This window comes from Streptomyces sp. NPDC058279 (assembly GCF_042881255.1).
Lineage (GTDB): Bacteria > Actinomycetota > Actinomycetes > Streptomycetales > Streptomycetaceae > Streptomyces.
Genome location: NZ_JBHVYA010000011.1, coordinates 127419 through 145554, shown reverse-complemented (window position 1 = coordinate 145554; position 18136 = coordinate 127419). Strand labels below are relative to the sequence as shown.

Sequence of the window (18136 nt, the reverse complement as noted above, 5' to 3'; positions counted from 1 at the left end):
TCAGTCCGCGAGGCCGACCACGAGCCAGATCCCGGCCACCCCGCCCACGGTGCACAGCAGCGTGGACAGGGCGGGGTGGCGGTGGTGCGCCTCGGGGAGGATCTCGGCGGCGGCCAGGTAGAGCAGGACGCCGGCGAAGAAGCCGAGGTACGCCCCGAGCGGTTCCTCGGGAAGGGTGAACAGCAGGGTGGAAAGGGCGCCCACCACCGGCGCGAGGGCGTCGGCGAAGAGCATCAGCTGCGCCTTGCGGCGGGCGTTCCCGTACAGGCTGGTGAGCGTGTACGTGTTGAACCCGTCGGCGAAGTCGTGGGTGACGACCGCGAGGGCGACGGCCACGCCCATCCCGCCGCCGACCTGGAAGGCGGCGCCGAGGGCCACCCCGTCGGCGAGGCTGTGGCCGACCATGGCGGCGGCGGCGGCGAGCCCGACCTCGGGGGTCCGGTGCGCGTGCGCGCGGTCGTGGGAGTGGCCGGGGTCGTCGGGGGTACGGGGGTCGTCAGGGAGGCGGGGGTCGTCGGGGACGGGGGGAACGCGGGGGACGCCGTTCGCGGCGCCGTGCGCGGCCTGCCGTACGGCGAGCAGCCGCTCGGCGACGTGCGCGAGCAGGAAGCCGGTGACGAAGAGCAGCAGGGCGAGCGGGACGCCGAACACCGGACGGCCCGCGGCCCGCATGGCCTCGGGGAGCAGGTCGAGGCCGACGACGCCGAGCATCAGCCCGCCGGCCAGGCCCAGCACGAGGTGGCGCCGGTCGGTGACGCGCTGCGCCGTCCATCCGCCCGCCAGGGTCATCAGGAACGCGCCCAACGCCACGATCACGGCCATGTGCCCCTGAATACCGATTGTCGGCGTCACGCGCACTTCCCCGCGCGGGACGACGGAGACGTATTGACCACGGCGGCCCGACAATGACTCGACAGGACGACGGAGGGAGGGCTTCGGTGGGCGAGTACGCGACCCGGCTGGTGGTCGGGGTGGGCGGACGGGCGGGGGTCTCCGTGGCGGAGGTCTGTGCGTTGGTCGAGGAGACGTTGCGGGGGGCGGGGCTGGCCGCCGACGCGGTGGCGGCCCTGGCCACGGTGGAGCCCAAGACGAAGGAGGCGGGGATCGCGGGCGCGGCGAAACGTTTCGGCGTGCCGTTGCTGGGCTACTCCGCGGAGAAGCTGGCGACCATCGCGGTACCGCACCCCTCGGACGCGGCGCTCGACGGCGTCGGCACCGCCTCGGTGGCGGAGGCGGCGGCGCTCGCGGGGGGCGGGGAACTCCTCGTACCCAAACGCCGGTCGGTGGCGGCGACCTGCGCCGTCGCCACCGCGCAGGGGCACGACCTGCGCCACCACGGTGACGCGGAGGTGCGGGACGCGGGAGCGGGACTCGTCGACCTGGCGGTCAACGTACGGACGCACACGCCCCCGGAGTGGCTCAAGCAGCGGATCGCGGCCTCCCTCGGGGATCTCGCCGCGTACCCCGACGGCCGCGCGGCCCGCGCGGCGGTGGCGGAGCGGCACGGGCTGGCGGTCGGGCGGGTGCTGTTGACGGCGGGGGCGGCGGAGGCGTTCGTACTGATCGCCCGGGCGCTGGGCGCCGTCCGGCCGGTGGTGGTGCATCCGCAGTTCACCGAACCGGAGGCGGCCCTGCGGGACGCTGGCCACCGGGTGGAGCGGGTGGTGCTGCGGGCGGCGGACGGGTTCCGGCTGGACCCGGCGGCGGTGCCGGAGGACGCGGACCTGGTGGTGGTCGGGAACCCGACCAACCCGACGTCCGTGCTGCACCCGGCGGCCGGCCTGGCGGCACTGGCCCGGCCGGGCCGGATCCTGGTGGTGGACGAGGCGTTCATGGACGCGGTCCCCGGCGAACGGGAGGCGCTGGCCGGGCGGACGGACGTACCGGGGCTGGTGGTGCTGCGCAGCCTGACGAAGACGTGGGGGCTGGCGGGGCTGCGGATCGGGTACGTGCTGGCCGAGCCGGAGGTGATCGCGAAGCTGGCGGCGGCGCAGCCGCTGTGGCCGGTGTCGACGCCCGCTCTGGTGGCGGCGCAGGCGTGCATGACCCCGGAGGCGCTGGCGGAGGCGGAGGCGGCGGCGCGGCAGATCGCGGTGGACCGGGCCCATCTGCTGGCGGGACTCGCCGAGTTCGAGGAGATCTCGGTGTCGGGGGTGGCGCAGGGGCCGTTCGTGCTGATCCGGGTGCCGGGCGCGGAGCAGGTCCGGGCCCGCCTGCGCGCGTTGGGCTTCGCGGTGCGCCGCGGGGACACCTTCCCGGGCCTGGACGACTCCTGGCTGCGCCTCGCGGTCCGCGACCGCCCCACGACGGGCCGCCTCCTCCAGGCCCTCGACCACGCCCTGACCCTGACCACGCACTGACCCGCCCGTCGGGGCCGCTGTAGGGGTATCCCGGTCCGGCTCCGGACCCGCCCGGCGCGGGGGCTGGGTGCCTCGGTCCGGGCTCCGGACCGGCCCGGCACGGGGGCTGCTGGGCGGCCTCGCCGGCTGCCGCGTCGGCGCGGGTCAGCGGGGCGAGGCTCGTTGGGGCGCCGCCCCGGACCCCGCGCCTCAAGCAGCGGCGAGGCCGGCGGGTCGGCCGCCCGCCACGCCGGCTGCGGCAACGCCGCTTCGACTGGCAGCCCCGCTCGGCCGCCCGGGGCGGCCGGAGCCGCCGGGTCGCCGGCCGGGATGCCGGCGGGGCCGGTCTCACGGGCACGTGCCCCGACTCCGGCCTGGGGCCGTTCCGGGTCGCTCGCCGGGATTCCGGCGGGGCCGGTCTCGCGGACACGTGGCCCCGACGCTGCCCCGGGGGCGATCCGGTCGACGCCGGCCCGCAGCCGGTCCGAGTCGTCCGCGCCGTCGCCGAGGGCTCGCTGACCGCCGCGGAGCGGAGCGCGTACGCCCGCGCCGACCAGCAGGTCACCCCCGCGGTGCCGTCCCGGGCCGCGACCGCCCGGGGACCGGGGCCCGCCGCGCGCCGACGGGCTCCTCGGCCGTCCGCCCGCGCTACGAGGACTTGCCGCGCCGGGTGAGGAGCAGCGCGCCCGCGCCGACGCCGAGTAACAGCAGCGCCCCGCCCGCCACATAGGGCGTCGCCGAACCGCTCCCGGTCTCGGCGAGGTCGGCGCGCACGGGTGTCGGCGCGCCGCTCGCCGTCTGCGGCTTCACGTCCGACGGCGCGGCGGCGGCCGTGCTCGGCGCGGGGCCCGTCGGGGTCTCGCAGTGGGCCTCGGCCAGGACGACCTCGCCGTCGACCCGCGCCACGTTCAGCTTCAGCGGGTTCACCGAGACCTTGAGCCGGAGCGCCGTCGCGGCGGCCGTGGTGGAGGTGGTCCGCGTGCCGGACAGCTCCAGGTCGACCAGGCCGACCCCCGGGACCTCGACCTTGGTCGGGCCGCCCGCCGACAGGGTGACCTTCTTGCCGAGGACGGTGACGGCGCCGAGCACGTTCGAGCCGGCCACCGGCTTGCGCCCGGCCTCGCACACCGCCGTGGAGGTGACCTTCTCGACCTGGATCAGGGAGAGCAGCGGCAGTCCCGGCACGTGCACGGTGGCGTTGGCGAGGTGGGACTCCGCCCGTGCGCCGTGGGTGTCCGCGGTCGCCTTGGCGGTGGCCACGTCCGCCCGCAGCACGCTGACGGGGTTGCCCTGTTCGGCGCCGTCGAGGGTCACGGTGAGGGCGGTCTTCTCGGCCGTCGCCGGGGCGCTGACCTCGTTGAGGGTGGCCTGGAGCGGGACGTGGACGGCCTCGCCCAGCAGGCCGACGTCGAGTCCGGCGCGCAGGACGACGGCGCCGGCCTTGCCCTGGCCCGCCGCGCCGCCACTGCCACTGCCCGCCGCGGTGGCCGAGGCGGGCGGCGCGGTGAGCAGGGCCACCGCCCCCGCGGCGAGCAGGACGGCCGCGGGCATGCGGAAGGTGTTGCTGTTCAAGATGGAGGAACCCCCGGGGAGATGGGTGCCGTCGCGCGGCCAATGGGGGACATCGCGCACGCCGACGGCTTCGACCCTCGGATTCTTTAAGCACTGTGGGTGAACGGGGGCCCACCCGGGGTGACTTCACCCCAATGGGTGGTTTCCGACCGCACGTACGAATCATCGGCCCCAGAAAGAACGGGAGTTCCCCCCAGTCACGCCCGAACGGCCCCGTTGACCACCACGCGCAGCGGCTGCGCCAGGGTCCGTACGTCAACGCGCGGGTCCGATCCGTAGACCACGAGGTCGGCCGGCGCGCCCTCGGTCAGGCCGGGCCGGCCGAGCCACTCGCGGGCCGACCAGGCGGTGGCGGACAGGGCGGCCGATGTCGGGAGCCCGGCCTTCACCAGCTCAGCGACCTCGGCGGCGACCAGGCCGTGCGGCAGGGAACCGCCCGCGTCGGTGCCGACGTAGACGGGAACTCCCGCGTCGTAGGCGGCCCGTACGGTGTCGTACCGGCGCTCGTGCAGCCGCCGCATGTGCGCCGACCAGGCCGGGAACTTCGCCTCGCCGCCCGCCGCCAGCTTGGGGAACGTCGCGATGTTGACCAGGGTCGGGACGATCGCGACCCCGCGCTCCGCGAACAGCGGGATGGTGTCCTCCGTGAGCCCGGTGGCGTGCTCGACGCAGTCGATGCCCGCCTCGACCAGGTCGCGCAGCGAGTCCTCGGCGAAGCAGTGCGCGGTGACGCGGGCGCCCAAGCGGTGCGCCTCGGCGATGGCCGCCTCGACCTCCGCGCGCGGCCAACAGGCGGTCAGGTCCCCGGCGTCGCGGTCGATCCAGTCGCCGACCAGCTTGACCCAGCCGTCGCCGCGCCGCGCCTCGCGCCCCACGTACTCGACCAGGTCGGCCGGCTCGATCTCGTGCGCGTAGTTGCGGATGTAGCGGCGGGTCCGGGCGATGTGCCGGCCCGCCCGGATGATCTTCGGCAGGTCCTCGCGGTCGTCGATCCAGCGGGTGTCGGAGGGCGATCCGGCGTCGCGGATCAGCAGGGTGCCGGCGTCGCGGTCGGTGAGCGCCTGGCGTTCGGCGGTCGCCGCGTCGACGGGCCCGTGGGCGTCGAGGCCCACGTGGCAGTGCGCGTCGACCAGGCCGGGCAGGGCCCAACCGGTGACCGTGGTGATCTCGCGTGCGGCGCGCGGGCGCTCGTAGGAGATCCGGCCGCCGATCACCCACAGTTCGTCGCGTACGTCGTCGGGTCCGACGAGCACCCGCCCCTTGACGTGCAGCACTTGACCCACGGACCCGCCTTCGGACCCGCTCTGCGACCGATCGTCGGCCCGGCCCGCTCCGTCCACCTCACGCGTATCGCTCATGGCGGCACCTTACGTCCGTGCTCGGTAGGCTCGGCCGGTGACCCCGGACGAAGAGAGCACCGCCGTGACCCACCCGCTGTTGGACCTCCCGCCGCTGACCGCCGACCGTTTCGCGTCGATCGAGCGGGGGGTGGCGGAGCTGCTCGGCACCCGCCAGGACGTGGTGATCACCCAGGGCGAGGCGCTGCTGCCGCTGGAGGCGTGCATCCGCTCGGGGGCCCGTCCCGGATCGGCGGCGCTGAACATCGTGACGGGGCCGTACGGGACCACGTTCGGCAACTGGCTGCGCGACTGCGGGGCGCGGGTGGTGGACCTGGCGGTGCCGTTCCACACCGCGGTCACCGGGGAACAGGTCGCCGGGGCGCTGGCCGCGCACCCGGAGATCGACTTCGTGTCGCTGGTGCACGCCGAGGCCGCGACGGGCAACACCAACCCGGTCGCGGAGATCGGCGAGGCCGTCCGGGCCCACGGCGCCCTGTTCATGCTGGACGCGGTGGCCTCGGTGGGCGCCGAGCCGCTGCTCCCGGACGCGTGGGGCGTGGACCTGTGCGTGATCGGCGCGCAGAAGGCGATGGGGGGCCCGGCGGGCGTCTCGGCGGTGTCCGTCTCGGAGCGCGCCTGGGCCCGCTTCGCGGAGAACCCGGCGGCGCCCCGGCGTTCGTACCTGTCGCTGCTGGACTGGAAGGAGCGCTGGATCGACGCCGGCCGTACGACCCTGCCGCACGCCCCCGCCCAGCTGGAGATGCTGGCGCTGGAGGCGTGCCTGGACCGGATCGCCGCCGAGGGACTGCCCGCGGTGACGGGCCGGCACGCGGCCGCGGCCGCCGCGACCCGAGCGGGCGCGACGGCGCTGGGCGTGGCCCCGTACGTCCCGGCGACGGTGGAGGCGGCGCCGGTGGCGACGACCCTGCGGGTGGCGGACGCCTCCGTCGTGGTGGCCAAGGCGCTGTCGGCGGACCCGACCGCTCCGCTCGCGGCGGGCGGCGGGGCGCTCGCGCAGGAGATGATCCGGGTCAACCACTACGGCCCGGCGGCCTCCCCGGAGGCGGTGCGGGCGTCGTTGACCGCGTTGGCCTCCGCCCTGTCGGCCGACCCGGCCCCGGCGCTCGCCGCGGCGGACGCGGCCTGGTAGTCCGCCGCGAGGGGCCGGCCCCGGCCTCCGCCTCCGCGAGGGCCGGCTCGGTGTCGGCTCGGGGTCGGCCCGAGGTCGGCCGGATCAGTCCGCGAGGACGTCCAGGAGCCGGTCGACGTCCGCCTCGGTGTTGTAGAGGTGGAACGAGGCCCGCAGGCCGCCGGCCCGGGCCGATGTGGCGATGCCGGCGGCCTGCAGGGCGGGCTGTCGGTGGGCCAGCCCGGGAACGGTGACGATCGGGGTCCCGCCGGTGACCGGTTCGTGGCCCAGGCGGGCGAGCCCGGCCCGGTAGCGGGCGGCCAGGGCGGTGTTGTGCGCGTGCACGGCGGCGACGCCGATCCGCTCCAGCAGCGCCAGCGAGGGCTCGGCGGCGTGGTAGCCGAGGAACGCCGGGGACTCGTCGAAGCGCCGGGCCCCTTCGGCCAGTCGCGGCATCGGCCCGTAGGTGGCGTCCCAGACGGACTCCGCCGCCACCCAGCCGGCGTGCAGCGGGGTGAGGGTGTCCTGGGCCTCCTCGGACACGGTGAGGTACGAGGCCCCGCGCGCGCCGAGCAGCCACTTGTAGCCGGCGGTGACGGTGTAGTCGTAGGGCGCGGCGTCGAAGGGCACGCAGCCCGCCGCCTGGGTCGCGTCGACGAGCATCCGCGCGCCGTGGGCGGCCGTCGCGGCCCGTACCGCCGCCAGGTCGGCGCTGCGGCCGTCGGCGGACTGTACGGCGGACAGCGAGACGAGCGCGGTGTCGGGGCCGACGGCTTCGGCCAGCGACTCCAGCGGGGCGAGGCGGAGCTTGAGATCGGCGCGCACGACGAAGGGATTCATCACCGAGGCGAAGTCCCCTTCGGGGCAGAGGACTTCGGAACCGGCGGGGAGGGCGGCCGCGACCAGACCGACGTGCGTCGCGACCGAGGAGCCGAGCGCGACCCGTGCGACGGGCACGCCGACGAGCCGGGCGAAGGCCGCCCGGACCCGGTTGACCCGGTCGAAGTCCCCGAATCCGGCCGGGTCCCCGGCCCCGGCCGCCTCGGCCAGGGCCCGGACCTCGGCGACGGCCGACCGCGGGAGGATTCCGCACGTGGCCGTGTTGAGGTAGGTGGTGGAGTGCGCGAACTCGGCCCTGAGGGCGGGGAGGTCCATGCCCTCAACTCTGCGCCAAGCCCGGCTCCCCGTCCACGCCCGTCGCGCCGGTGTCCGCTACGCCCGGTCGCGCCGGTGCCCGTTACGCCCGGGGGACGGCGCACGCCCCGTCGGGCTCGCACACCTCGCCGTCGGCGGCCTCGGACGGGGCGACCTCGCGGCCGGCCCACGCCTGTTCGAGCGCCTGTGTGAACACCTCGGCGGGCTGCCCGCCGGAGATGCCGTAGCGGCGGTCGAGGACGAAGAACGGTACGGCGTTGGCCCCCAGTTCGGCCGCCTCGCGCTCGTCGGCGCGCACCTCGTCGGCGTAGGCGGAGTCGTCGGCGAGCACCGTACGGGCCTCCGTCTCCTCCAGCCCGGCCTCGACGGCGAGGGCGACCAGCACCTCGGGATCGAAGACGCTGCGCTCCTCGGCGAAGTTGGCGCGGTAGGCCAGGTCGAGCAGTTCCTCCTGACGACCCCGGGCGGCGGCCAGGTGCAGCAGGCGGTGGATGTCGAAGGTGTTGCCGTGGTCGCGCCCCTCGACCCGGTACGCCAACCCCTCGCCGCGCGCGCCGGCGGCGACGTGCTCCTCCATGGCGCGCGCCTCGTCGAGGGTCCGGCCGTACTTCGCGGCCAGCATCTCCAGGACCGGCGCGGTCACGCCCTTGGGGCCGTGCGGATCGAGTTCGAAGGACCGGAAGACGACCTCCACCCGGTCGCGGTGCGCGAAGTCGGCCAGCCCCTTGGTGAACCGGGCCTTGCCGATGTAGCACCACGGGCAGGCGATGTCGCTCCAGATCTCGACGCGCATGATCCTTCTTCTCTCGGGTTCGGGGGCCGTCCGACGGGAGGACCGGACGGTTTCCCTTTCAACCGACTGCCGGAGCGTCTCATTCCCCGGACGGGTCCCCCACGCACAGCCAGAGCGTGAGGTGGCTGCCGGAGCGGGCCGCAGCCGGCTCCGGGCGCCAGCCGAGGGCGGCGTAGAAGGACTGGGCGCGCGTGTTGTGCTCGTACACCTCCAGGCGGGCCCGGGTGACCCCGGCCCGGCGCCAGGCGTCCAGGCAGGCCGCGTGCAGGGCCGCGCCGGTGCCGTGGCGCCAGTGGGCGGGGTCCACGTGCAACTGGGTCAGTGTGCTCTGCCCGTCGGCGGTGCGGAACGCGGCGACCCCGGTGAGTATGCCGTCCTGTTCGGCGCAGAACACGCCGCCTTCGGAGCCGGCGCGCGCGACGGCGCGGGCCCAGCCCTCGCGGCTGCGCGCGACTTCCGCTTCGCCCCCGTAGACCTTCTCGGGGACGCGGCCCCGGTAGTAGGTGGCACGGGCCCGGGTGTGGAGGGCGGCGATGGCGTCGAGGTCATCGGGGCGCGCGGTTCGGATCATGGACAGGGGAACGCGCCGGGAACCGTGTCGGTTCCCGGCGCGGCGCCCCGCGGGCGGGAGGGCTACTTCTTGAGCCACGCCGCCATCATCTTCTGCGCGATGGGCGCGGCCAGCTTGCCGCCACCGATCTCGGAACGGTCGGTGTCCGAGTTCTCGATCACCACCGCGACGGCGATCTGCTTGCCGTCGATCTTCCCGTACGAGGTGAACCAGGCCAGCGGCGGCAGGCTGTTGTTCACGCCGCGCTGCGCGGTACCCGTCTTGCCCCCGACCTCGGCGCCCGCTACCTGCGCGGGCTTGCCGCCGCCCTGGGTCGCGACGGTGCGCATCGCGTCCTGGAGCATCGAGGCCGTCTTGGCGCTCATGACCTGGTCCGACTTGGGGTCCTTGAAGCTCTCCAGCACGTTGCCGCCGGAATCGGTGACCTCCGAGACCATGTGCGGCGCGACGAGCTTGCCGCCGTTCTCGATCGCCGCCGTCACCATCGCCATCTGGAGCGGCGTGGCCTGCACGTCGAACTGGCCGATACCCGTCTGTGCGACCTGGTCGACCGACATCTTGGTCGACGGGTACTTGCTCGCGGGACGGGCGGTGACGGGGGTGGCGGTCTCCTTGTTGAAGCCCAGCTTCTCCGCCATCGCGCGCATCTTGTCCTGGCCGAGCTTGGACGCCAGGTCGGCGAAGACGTTGTTGCAGGACAGCCGCAGCGCGGTGCGCACGGACACGTTGTTGCACCCGTCGTTGCCGGCCTCGCTGGGCAGGGCGGTGCGGGTGCCCGGGATCGTGTACGCGCCGGGGATGCCGGTGGGCGCGTCGATGTCGGAGACCAGCCCGTTCTCGATGGCCGCCGCCATGGTGACCAGCTTGAAGGTGGAGCCGGGGGCCTGCGGCTTGCGCAGCGCCACGTTCTCCATCGCCTTGCCCTGGTCGGCCGAGAGCTCCTTCCACGCCTGCTCGTCGGCGGCGCCGGTGATCCGGCCCGGGTCGAAGGAGGGGTTGTTCACCATCGCGAGGATCTGCCCGGTCGCCGGGTCGATCGCCACGGCGGAACCCTGCTTGCCCTGCAGCGCGTCGTAGGCCGCCTTCTGGACGCCCTTGTCGATGGTGGTCAACACGTTGCCCGGGGCGGCCCGCTTGTTGGTGAGGATGTCCATCGGCGTCTTCAACCGGCTGTCGGAGCCGTTGAGGATGTTCTTGTAGACGCCCTCCAGCATGCTCACCCCGTACGCCTGGGAGCTGTAGCCGGTGATCGGCGCGTACAGCGGGCCGTCGACGTAGGTGCGCTTGTACTCGAAGTCCTTGCCGCCGGTCTTCACCGAGCCGGTGATCGCCTCGCCGCCCACGATGATGTTCCCCAGCGGGTTCTCGTACTGCCCGATGAGGTTGCGCCGGTTGTGCTTGTCGTCTGCGAGCGCCTGGCCTTGGTACGCCTGCACCCAGGTGACCCGTATCAAGAGGGCCGCCACCAGAAGCAGACAGAAGACCGACGCGCGCCTGATCGTCTTGTTCATCCCCCGGAAAGACGTGCGAGCGGCGTCAGACGTTCCGCTCTGCCCCGATTGTGGCCGGGTTCTCAGTTTTTCCTCATGAGGAACCCCCCTTCGTAGGCGGCGATCACCGCTTGGGTGCGGTCGCGGGAGCCGGTCTTGGCGAGGATGGCGGCGACGTGCGTCTTGACCGTCTGGGGCCCGACGCCGAGGCGTTCACTGACCTCGTGGTTGGACAGGCCGGTGGCGATCAGGCGCAGTACGTCGGCCTCCCGGTCGGTCAGCCGGCGCACCCAGGGGGCGGTGGCGGAGGGGTCGCCGGCCGCCTGGGTGGCGGCGAGGGAGCGGACGGCGGCGGGGAAGAGCAGGGAGTCGCCGCGGGCGACGAGCCGTACCGCCCCGATCAGCTCGTCCGGGTCGGCGCGCTTGAGGAGGAAACCCGCGGCGCCGGCGCGCAGCGCCCCGTAGACGTAGGAGTCGTTCTCGAAGGTGGTGACGACGACGATCCGGGGCGGCTCGGCCATGGTGGCGAGGATCTGCCGGGTGGCGCGGATGCCGTCGATCCCCGGCATCCGTACGTCCATCAGGACCACATCGGGCGCCAGCGCGCGTACGAGGGACACCGCCTCGGCGCCGTCGGCCGCCTCGCCGACGACATCGAGGTCGGGTTCGGCCTCCAAGATCACGCGCAGGGCGGTACGGACCATCCGCTCGTCGTCGGCGAGCACGATGCGCAGGGGCGGCCGGCTCATCGCTCTTGCCCGCCCAGCGGAAGGACGGCGCGCAGCCGCCACCGCTCCTCGCCGGGGCCTGCCTCGACGGGTCCGGCCTCGACGCCGCCACCGAGTAGCGCGGCCCGCTCGGCGGCGCCGCGCAGGCCGCGCCCGCCCGTCGCGCGGGGCTTCGACCCCTCGGCGGTGCCCGGCGGGTTGGTCATGGTGATCTCCAGTTCGCGGTGCGTGCCGTTTCCCTTGTCCCGTACGGCGATCCACAGCTCGACGGGGCCCGTGCCGTGGCGCAGGGCGTTGCTCAGGCCCTCTTGGACGATGCGGTACGCCTCCCGGGAGACGATCGCGGGGAGCCGGGTCCAGTCCCCGGCGGCCCCGTGGTCCTGGTGGGCGGTGATCGGGGTGCCGGCCGCCCGGGAACGGGCCAGGAGGCCGTCGAGATCCGCCGCGAGCGTCGGCGCGGGCCGCGACCGGTCCGACCCGTCGGTGCCGTCGCCCTCCCGCAGCAGGCCCAGCACGGCGTCCAGCTCACCGACCGTCCGCCGGGTGGTGTCCTCGATCGCGGCCAACGCCTCACGTACGAAGCCGGGGTCGCTCTCCAGCACCCGCCGGGCGGCGTTCGCCTGGAGGGTGACCGCGCTCAGCGCGTGCCCGACGGCGTCGTGCAGCTCCCGCGCCAGCCGATTGCGCACCGCCAGGTCGGCGGCCCGCTCCTGCGCCGCCGCCAGCCGGTCGGCCGCGGTCGGCCCGAGCAGGACGGGCGCCGCTCGGGCCAGCAGCGCCCCGGCCGCGGCGGCGCACAGGACGAGCCCGCACAGCAGCGCGATCCCCAGCAGCGGGGCGGTGTAGGGCTCGGCGCCGGTACGGAACCATCCCAGCCCCACCGGCACGTCCCGCAGCCGGCGCACGAACGGCAGCACGATGAGCACGACCGCCATGGGCGGTACCGCGAGGCTCATCCCGCTGATGACCGCGCCGACCCCCAGGTGCAACGTCCACCAGGCCGAAGTCCGCCCGCGGGCCTGCCAGGACCGGGCCGGCCCCTCCGCCAGCCGCTCGCCGGGCACCCCGCACAGGGCCCGTACGGCGCCCGCCGACATCGGCCGGACGAGCGCGAACACTGCGGTCAGCGCGGCCAGGGGCAGGGAGACCCCGTAGGCGGCGAAGGTCAGGCGGGTGGAGCCGAGGACGTTGCCCACACCCGCGACGACACTGACCGCAACCTCGGCGAGGAGGAAGTACGGCATCAGCAGGGCGCCGCCCAGGATCAGATGTACCCACCGCCGTCGGGCCCGCGCCCCCAGCAGCCGGGCGACACCGGCCCGTACCCCCGTCGCCATTCCATCGCCCCCCGGCACCCCACTGCCCCGTCGGCCCTCTCCCGCCCGCGCCGGTCCCCCTCACGCGGTGCGGCGTGAGGCGAGGAACCGGGTCAGGACCACGGCGGCGAGCAGACCGGTGATCATCTGGCCAGCGTAGGTCAGGACCATCGCGAGGGTGACCGCCTCCTCGGGATCGGTGGCACCCGTCGAGGCGATCAACAGCCACAGGCCCCAGCAGGCCGCGGCCGCCGACCCGGTCCATGCCACGGCGAGCGCCCCCCGGGCCCGTCGGGCTCCGCCCCGGGCCAGGTTCACCGCGCCCGCGCCCGCGGCCAGGGCGCATATCGCATGGGTGGCGGACACCGCGCCCGTCTGCGGATCGAACCGGGCGATCTGTGACGCGCTGAGCCCGGCCGTCCCGCCGAAGGCCCAGAAGAGTTGCACGGCCGCCACGGCCACGGCCGTCACCGCCGCGGCTCCCGCCACCACCCCCGTGGGTGACGGGAGCCGCTCCCCCAGGACGCCCTGCCAGCGGCTGCCCCAGCGCTTCCGCGCATAGGGGACGAACAACCCGGCCAGGGCTATGGCCTGCACGATGAAGCCGCTGTAGACGACGTTGAACACCCAAGGGTCGAGGAAGGGCTCCTTGGCCGCCTCCGCGGCGGCGCCGGAACCCACGCCCGCTACCGCCATGAGGCGTTGGGCGGGGAAGGCCACGACGATCGGGACGAGCAGTCCGGTGGCGATGAACACCGGGACGGTCAGCAGCCAGGTCGGCACCCGTATGCCCCAGGACCGTGTGAACACGAGCACGAGCACGATGACGGCCGAGTCCATGACCAGGGTGACGGCATTGGCGACCTTGAAGAACATGCCGGGCTCCAGCAGCACGCTGCCGTCCGGTATCCCGATGCGGCTCCCCGCCAGCCAGGCGCCCTTGAGGCACAGGTAGGGAACGGTGGCGGCCAGGGCCGCCGCTCGCAGGATCCGTCCGACGGCCCCGGGACGGGAGGCCCCCGGGCCGCCGGCCGGCGGCCGCGCCGTGTACGTCGTCTCGCTCCTGTGCACCGCTCGTGTGGTCATGACCCAACGGTCGCGTGCGCGCCGCCCCGCCACCTCCCCCGTGAAGGGGAACCGCCTCCCCCGTCCGGGGGAGAAACCTCCGTCCGGGGGAGGGACCCCCGCCCGGCGGGAGGACCCCCGCGTTCACCGCCTCACATCCACCGCCTCAACACCAGCGCCTCACATCCGCCGCGTCACCACCGACAGCCGGTCGCGGGCCTCGAACAGCGCCGCCTTGATGGCCTGTTCGTGCTGCGGCGTCAGCCGGGCGACCGGCACCGAGCAGCTCACCGCGTCCCGCGCCGGAGTGCGATAGGGCACCGCCACCCCGAAGCAGCGCAGTCCGAGGGTGTTCTCCTCCCGGTCGACCGCGTAGCCCTGCTCCCGCACCAGCGCCAACTCGTCCACGAGCCGCTCCCGGTCGGTGATGGTGTGCTCGGTCACCGCCTCCAGCCGCCGCGGCAACAGCCCCCGCACCTCGTCGTCGGTGTGCGTGGCCAGCAGCGCCTTGCCCAGGGCCGTCGAGTGCACGGGCAGCCGCCGACCGACCCGGGTGAAGGGCCGCAGGTAGTGCTGGGACGGCCGGGTCGCGAGGTAGACCACGCTCGTCCCGTCCATCCGCGCCAGGTGGATCGTCTCCGTCGTGTCGTCGGAGAGCCGGTCCAGGGTGGGCCGGGCCGCCGCGACCACTTCGTCCCCGTCGATGTAGGAACTGCCGACCAGCAGGGCCCGTACGCCGATGCCGTACCGCGTGCCCGTCGCGTCCGTCTCCACCCAGCCCAGGTTCACCAGCGTGCGCAGCAGCATGTACAGGCTGGACTTGGGCAGCGAGAGGTCGTGCTGGATGTCGGCCAGGCTGTGCAGTCCCGGCCGGGCCGCGAAGTGTTCCAGCAACATCACCGTGCGCACGGCCGACTTGACGGCCGCCGGCGCCCCCGGACCGCCCGCTTCCGCGCCTTGGTCCCCTGACGCCCCGGACTCACCTGTGGTCATCGGCCTTCGTGCCCCTCTTGTGTCGTTTCCCTTGTCAACCGGGAAGACGCGGAAATAGAGTCCACGCTGGATGTGATCATTCATCCTTCGGAACGGCGTTCAGAATACTGAACGACGACACCGCGCGGGTCAGCGTAGATCCAGGAGGCAGTGCGCCATGGCAGCAACACCAGTCTGGAGTGTGGACCCCCGCACCGGGAAGCAACACGGTCAGGTTGCGGTGGAGGCCACATCCCGGGAGGTGGACGGGGCCGTACGCGCGGCGCACTCCGCCCGGGGCGCGCTGAGCGACCGCGCCGCCCGCACCGCCTTCCTGCGCGGGGCAGCCGACATGCTGGACGGGGCGGCGGACCAGGTCGTCGAAACCGCCGACGCCGAGACCGCCCTCGGACCCGGCCGGCTCACCGGCGAACTGGCCCGCACCACCGGCCAATTGCGGGCCTTCGCCGATGCCGTGGACGAGGGCGGGTACCTCGACATCCGCGTCGACCGCGCCGACCCGTCGCTGACTCCGCCGCGCCCGGAACTGCGCCGTTACAAGGTGCCGCTGGGCGTGACCGCCGTCTACGCCGCCTCCAACTTCCCGCTCGCCTTCTCCGTGCCCGGCGGGGACACCGCGAGCGCGCTGGCCGCCGGCTGCCCCGTGGTGGTCAAGGCGCACCCCGACCACCCGGCCACCTCCGAACTGTGCGCCGCCCTGCTGCGCCGGGCGGCGGTGGACGCCGGGTTGCCGGCCGCCATCGTGTCGGTCGTCCACGGCTTCGGGGCCGGGCTGGAGCTGATCCGCCACCCACTCGTCGCGGCGGCCGGATTCACCGGTTCCATCCGGGGCGGGCGGGCCCTGTTCGACGCGGCCGCCGCCCGGCCCGTGCCGATCCCCTTCCACGGCGAACTGGGCTCGCTGAACCCGGTCGTGGTCACCCCGGCCGCGGTCGCCGAACGCGCCGAGGAGATCGGAGCGGGGCTCGCGGGCTCGCTCACGCTCGGCGTGGGCCAGTTCTGCGTCAAGCCGGGGCTCGTCCTCGTCCCCGAGGGTCCGGACGGCGACCGCCTCACCGCCGCGCTCGGCAAGGCGCTGGGCGAGAGCGGGCCGGGGGTGCTGCTGGACCACCGGATGCGGGACGCCTTCGTCGCCGGGGTCCGCGAGCGCTCGGCGCTGCCCGGCGTCGACGCGCCCGTCGCACCCGGCCCGGCCGGTGAACACACCGTCGCCGCCGGGTACCTGAGCGTGCCGGCCCGGACCCTCCTCGACGGCGGGCCGTCCTACGAGGTGCTCCTGGAGGAGTGCTTCGGCCCGGTCGGCGTCGTCGTCCGGTACGCGGACGGGCGCGAGCCGGCCGAAGTGCTGGGCCGGCTCGCGGGGAACCTGAGCGCCACCCTCCAGCTCTCGACGGCCGAGGCCGAGGGCGCCCCCGGACCGGCCGCCGAACTGATCGAGCGGGTCACCGGCTTGGCCGGCCGGATCGTCGTGAACGGCTGGCCGACCGGGGTCGCGGTGGCGCCGGCCCAGCACCACGGCGGCCCGTACCCGGCGGCGACCTCGCACTCGACCTCGGTCGGCGCCACCGCCATCGAGCGCTGGCTGCGGCCGGTGGTCTACCAATCGGTGCCGGACGCGCTGCTCCCGGCGGAGCTGCGCGAGGGCAACCCGCTCGGCCTGCCGCGGCGGGTCACGGGCGGCTGACGGGCGTCCGACGGGCGACTTACGGCGGGCGGCCGGGAGTGCGCGGACGGCGCCGGGCGGGCGCGCGGGAGCGGCGGGTCCGGCGGAGGCCACCGGGCCGCGGGCCGGGCCGGTCGGCCGCGGGAGGTTCCGGCGCGCTCGCGGAGGCGGCCCGAATCCGTTGCCGCCTCCGCCCCGGGCACGGCAGGCTGCCGCCCATGCCGAAGCCGCACGGGTTCACGCATGGGAAACACGGCGACCGCGTCGTCATCACGCACCGGGGCCGCGCCGCGGGCACCCTGGGGGGCCCGGGCCGGGAAGTTCCCCGCCGAGGTGGATTCCGGCGACCCGCGACTCGTCATGGCCCGCCGGACCGGGGCGTACAAATCCGGCGACGAGCGCTCGGCCCGGAACCACCCGCGCAACCGCGGCTGAGAAGTCTTGCGAGGGTAAGGGAACGGCAAAGCGGTGTCGGTCGTTCTCCGGGCATGACCGCTATGACCCCTGGTTCCAATCTGCCGCTCCATACCGTCCGTGTGACGGTCGACGTGGCTGCCCCGGTGCGGCTCGACGTGTCGGGACTCCTCCTCACGGCGGACGGCAAGGTGCGTTCGGACGCCGACTTCATCTTCTACAACCAGCCGTCCGGGCCCGGTGTGGACTACCGGTCCGGCGGCGGTTCGGCGCCCGACTCGATCACCGTCGACACCTCCGCCCTCCCGCCGGGGATCGAGCGCATCGTGGTCACGGCGAGTCCGGACGCCGCCGGACAGAGCTTCCAGGGCATCGAGCCCACCGCCACCGTGCGGGACGCGGTGAGCGGAGCGGTGATCGCCACCTTTACCCCACCGCGGCTCGGCGCCGAGACCGCCCTGGTGGTGGTGGAGGTGTACCAGCGCGGCGGAGTGTGGAAGGTGCGCGCCGTGGGCCAGGGGTACGCCAACGGTCTCGCCGGCATCGCCACCGACTTCGGGGTCACGGTGGAGGAGGAGCCGGCGGCGGCCGTCCCGCCGATGCCCACGGCCGCGCCCTCGACCGTTGCCCCGCCGATGCCGTCGGCGCCCGCCCCTGCCCCGGTCACAGCCGCCCCCGCGCCGCCCGCCGCCACACCGGCCGCCGGCCCCGGGAAGATCAACCTCGACAAGGGGCGGGTCAACCTGCGGAAGAACCAGACCGTCTCGCTCGTCAAGGGCGGCCGCCCGCTGCTCTCCCAGGTCAAGATGGGCCTCGGCTGGGAGCCCGCGTTCGGCGGCCGGGCCATCGACCTCGACGCGTCCGTCGTCGCCTACGGCCCGCAGCGCAACCACATCGACAGTTGCTACTTCGGCAAGCTGTCCATCCTCGGCGGCGCCGTCAAGCACTCGGGTGACAATCTGACCGGCGAGGGGGCCGGGGACGACGAGGTCATCGTCGTGGACCTCGGCCGATTGCCCGCCGAGGTCACGGGCCTGGTCTTCACGGTCAACTCCTTCTCCGGCCAGAAGTTCAGCGAGGTGGCGAAGGCCTACTGCCGGCTGATCGACGCGGCGAGCGACGAGGAGCTGGTCCGCTTCGACCTCACCGGAGCGGAGCCGCAGACCGGCGTCATGATGGCCAAGTTGATCAAGCAGTTCAGCGGCGAGTGGGAGATGACGGCCATGGGCGACTTTGTGAAGTCCCGCACAGTGCGGGGCATGGTCAAGCCAGCCTCGGAAGCACTCTGAGCAGGTGGGCGGCCACATGGCGCGACCGGTGCCGGGACCGGGTGAGCGATGACACCTCTAAATCGGAGGTGACTGTCAGTGGCCGCCCGTAGCCTTGTAACCATGCAGAAGACACTCCAGCCCGCGGGTCCGGCCCGCCCGTCCGCCGCAGAGGCGAACGCGGCGATCCGGCACCTCGTCGAGACCCGAGTGGACGACGAGTGGCCCTCCGAGGCGTACGAATTCCTGCTCGAGGAATGGGCCGCGGCGTCCCGCGCGGAGGCCGCCCCGGCCCAGTAG

16 protein-coding genes and 1 pseudogene are annotated in these 18136 nt (G+C 74.4%); 6 read left to right on the top strand and 11 right to left on the bottom strand.

The window, feature by feature from the left end; translation table 11 throughout:
* Positions 1 to 822 carry a ZIP family metal transporter gene (locus tag ACFVXJ_RS21660; RefSeq protein ID WP_389663807.1) on the bottom strand — a complete coding sequence of 274 codons (822 nt, stop codon included), beginning with the start codon at positions 820 to 822 and terminating at the stop codon, positions 1 to 3.
* Between the two features lie 83 nt (positions 823 to 905).
* Here ACFVXJ_RS21660 and cobC point away from each other — a divergent pair, with 83 nt between their 5' ends.
* On the top strand, positions 906 to 2360 hold the full coding sequence (cobC, locus tag ACFVXJ_RS21655; RefSeq protein WP_389663805.1) for an Rv2231c family pyridoxal phosphate-dependent protein CobC: 1455 nt from the start codon (positions 906 to 908) through the stop codon (positions 2358 to 2360).
* 627 nt (positions 2361 to 2987) lie between these two features.
* On the opposite strand, the gene ACFVXJ_RS21650 is transcribed toward cobC, so the two are convergent.
* Positions 2988 to 3911 (bottom strand): SCO1860 family LAETG-anchored protein, encoded by a 924-nt coding sequence (locus ACFVXJ_RS21650; protein WP_389663803.1) that lies wholly within the window; start codon positions 3909 to 3911, stop codon positions 2988 to 2990.
* A 197-nt stretch (positions 3912 to 4108) separates the two neighbouring features.
* Positions 4109 to 5269: an amidohydrolase family protein gene (locus tag ACFVXJ_RS21645; protein ID WP_389663802.1), complete on the bottom strand. Its 1161-nt coding sequence runs from the start codon at positions 5267 to 5269 to the stop codon at positions 4109 to 4111.
* 64 nt (positions 5270 to 5333) lie between these two features.
* On the opposite strand from ACFVXJ_RS21645, the gene ACFVXJ_RS21640 reads away from it, so the two are divergent.
* Positions 5334 to 6401 (top strand): pyridoxal-phosphate-dependent aminotransferase family protein, encoded by a 1068-nt coding sequence (locus tag ACFVXJ_RS21640; protein ID WP_389663923.1) that lies wholly within the window; start codon positions 5334 to 5336, stop codon positions 6399 to 6401.
* Positions 6402 to 6485: 84 nt separating this feature from the next.
* On the opposite strand, the gene ACFVXJ_RS21635 is transcribed toward ACFVXJ_RS21640, so the two are convergent.
* The 8 genes from ACFVXJ_RS21635 to ACFVXJ_RS21600 form a co-directional block, all read right to left on the bottom strand.
* Positions 6486 to 7535 carry an aminotransferase class V-fold PLP-dependent enzyme gene (locus tag ACFVXJ_RS21635; protein ID WP_389663800.1) on the bottom strand — a complete coding sequence of 350 codons (1050 nt, stop codon included), beginning with the start codon at positions 7533 to 7535 and terminating at the stop codon, positions 6486 to 6488.
* 82 nt (positions 7536 to 7617) lie between these two features.
* Entirely contained in the window at positions 7618 to 8328 is a 711-nt protein-coding gene (locus ACFVXJ_RS21630; protein ID WP_389663799.1) for a DsbA family oxidoreductase, read from the bottom strand.
* A 79-nt stretch (positions 8329 to 8407) separates the two neighbouring features.
* Positions 8408 to 8899 (bottom strand): GNAT family N-acetyltransferase, encoded by a 492-nt coding sequence (locus ACFVXJ_RS21625; RefSeq protein ID WP_389663797.1) that lies wholly within the window; start codon positions 8897 to 8899, stop codon positions 8408 to 8410.
* 62 nt (positions 8900 to 8961) lie between these two features.
* Positions 8962 to 10410 (bottom strand): peptidoglycan D,D-transpeptidase FtsI family protein, encoded by a 1449-nt coding sequence (locus ACFVXJ_RS21620; RefSeq protein ID WP_389663796.1) that lies wholly within the window; start codon positions 10408 to 10410, stop codon positions 8962 to 8964.
* A 62-nt stretch (positions 10411 to 10472) separates the two neighbouring features.
* Positions 10473 to 11138 carry a response regulator gene (locus tag ACFVXJ_RS21615; protein WP_389663794.1) on the bottom strand — a complete coding sequence of 222 codons (666 nt, stop codon included), beginning with the start codon at positions 11136 to 11138 and terminating at the stop codon, positions 10473 to 10475.
* Positions 11135 to 12454, bottom strand: a complete 1320-nt coding sequence (locus tag ACFVXJ_RS21610) for a sensor histidine kinase (protein ID WP_389663792.1) — start codon at positions 12452 to 12454, stop codon at positions 11135 to 11137. Before ACFVXJ_RS21610 ends, ACFVXJ_RS21615 begins: the two co-directional genes overlap by 4 nt.
* 60 nt (positions 12455 to 12514) lie before the next feature.
* On the bottom strand, positions 12515 to 13519 hold the full coding sequence (locus tag ACFVXJ_RS21605) for a hypothetical protein (protein ID WP_389663790.1): 1005 nt from the start codon (positions 13517 to 13519) through the stop codon (positions 12515 to 12517).
* Positions 13520 to 13678: 159 nt separating this feature from the next.
* Positions 13679 to 14491 (bottom strand): IclR family transcriptional regulator, encoded by an 813-nt coding sequence (locus ACFVXJ_RS21600; protein ID WP_389663789.1) that lies wholly within the window; start codon positions 14489 to 14491, stop codon positions 13679 to 13681.
* A gap of 157 nt (positions 14492 to 14648) precedes the next feature.
* On the opposite strand from ACFVXJ_RS21600, the gene ACFVXJ_RS21595 reads away from it, so the two are divergent.
* From ACFVXJ_RS21595 to ACFVXJ_RS21580, 4 genes and pseudogenes are all read left to right on the top strand, one after another.
* On the top strand, positions 14649 to 16175 hold the full coding sequence (locus ACFVXJ_RS21595; protein WP_389663787.1) for an aldehyde dehydrogenase (NADP(+)): 1527 nt from the start codon (positions 14649 to 14651) through the stop codon (positions 16173 to 16175).
* A 197-nt stretch (positions 16176 to 16372) separates the two neighbouring features.
* Positions 16373 to 16589: pseudogene (locus ACFVXJ_RS21590) on the top strand (hypothetical protein).
* Positions 16590 to 16651: 62 nt separating this feature from the next.
* Entirely contained in the window at positions 16652 to 17857 is a 1206-nt protein-coding gene (locus ACFVXJ_RS21585; protein ID WP_389663785.1) for a TerD family protein, read from the top strand.
* A 102-nt stretch (positions 17858 to 17959) separates the two neighbouring features.
* Positions 17960 to 18136, top strand: coding sequence for a hypothetical protein (locus ACFVXJ_RS21580; RefSeq protein WP_361313450.1), 177 nt, complete (start codon positions 17960 to 17962; stop codon positions 18134 to 18136).

Coding starts and splice junctions, on each gene's coding strand:
- ACFVXJ_RS21660 (WP_389663807.1), bottom strand. CDS start 822: ATGGCCGTGATCGTGGCGTTGGGCGCGTTCCTGATGACCCTGGCGGGC.
- cobC (WP_389663805.1), top strand. CDS start 906: ATGACTCGACAGGACGACGGAGGGAGGGCTTCGGTGGGCGAGTACGCG.
- ACFVXJ_RS21645 (WP_389663802.1), bottom strand. CDS start 5,269: ATGAGCGATACGCGTGAGGTGGACGGAGCGGGCCGGGCCGACGATCGG.
- ACFVXJ_RS21635 (WP_389663800.1), bottom strand. CDS start 7,535: ATGGACCTCCCCGCCCTCAGGGCCGAGTTCGCGCACTCCACCACCTAC.
- ACFVXJ_RS21630 (WP_389663799.1), bottom strand. CDS start 8,328: ATGCGCGTCGAGATCTGGAGCGACATCGCCTGCCCGTGGTGCTACATC.
- ACFVXJ_RS21625 (WP_389663797.1), bottom strand. CDS start 8,899: ATGATCCGAACCGCGCGCCCCGATGACCTCGACGCCATCGCCGCCCTC.
- ACFVXJ_RS21620 (WP_389663796.1), bottom strand. CDS start 10,410: ATGAACAAGACGATCAGGCGCGCGTCGGTCTTCTGTCTGCTTCTGGTG.
- ACFVXJ_RS21615 (WP_389663794.1), bottom strand. CDS start 11,138: ATGAGCCGGCCGCCCCTGCGCATCGTGCTCGCCGACGACGAGCGGATG.
- ACFVXJ_RS21610 (WP_389663792.1), bottom strand. CDS start 12,454: ATGGCGACGGGGGTACGGGCCGGTGTCGCCCGGCTGCTGGGGGCGCGG.
- ACFVXJ_RS21605 (WP_389663790.1), bottom strand. CDS start 13,519: ATGACCACACGAGCGGTGCACAGGAGCGAGACGACGTACACGGCGCGG.
- ACFVXJ_RS21600 (WP_389663789.1), bottom strand. CDS start 14,491: ATGACCACAGGTGAGTCCGGGGCGTCAGGGGACCAAGGCGCGGAAGCG.
- ACFVXJ_RS21595 (WP_389663787.1), top strand. CDS start 14,649: ATGGCAGCAACACCAGTCTGGAGTGTGGACCCCCGCACCGGGAAGCAA.
- ACFVXJ_RS21585 (WP_389663785.1), top strand. CDS start 16,652: ATGACCCCTGGTTCCAATCTGCCGCTCCATACCGTCCGTGTGACGGTC.
- ACFVXJ_RS21580 (WP_361313450.1), top strand. CDS start 17,960: ATGCAGAAGACACTCCAGCCCGCGGGTCCGGCCCGCCCGTCCGCCGCA.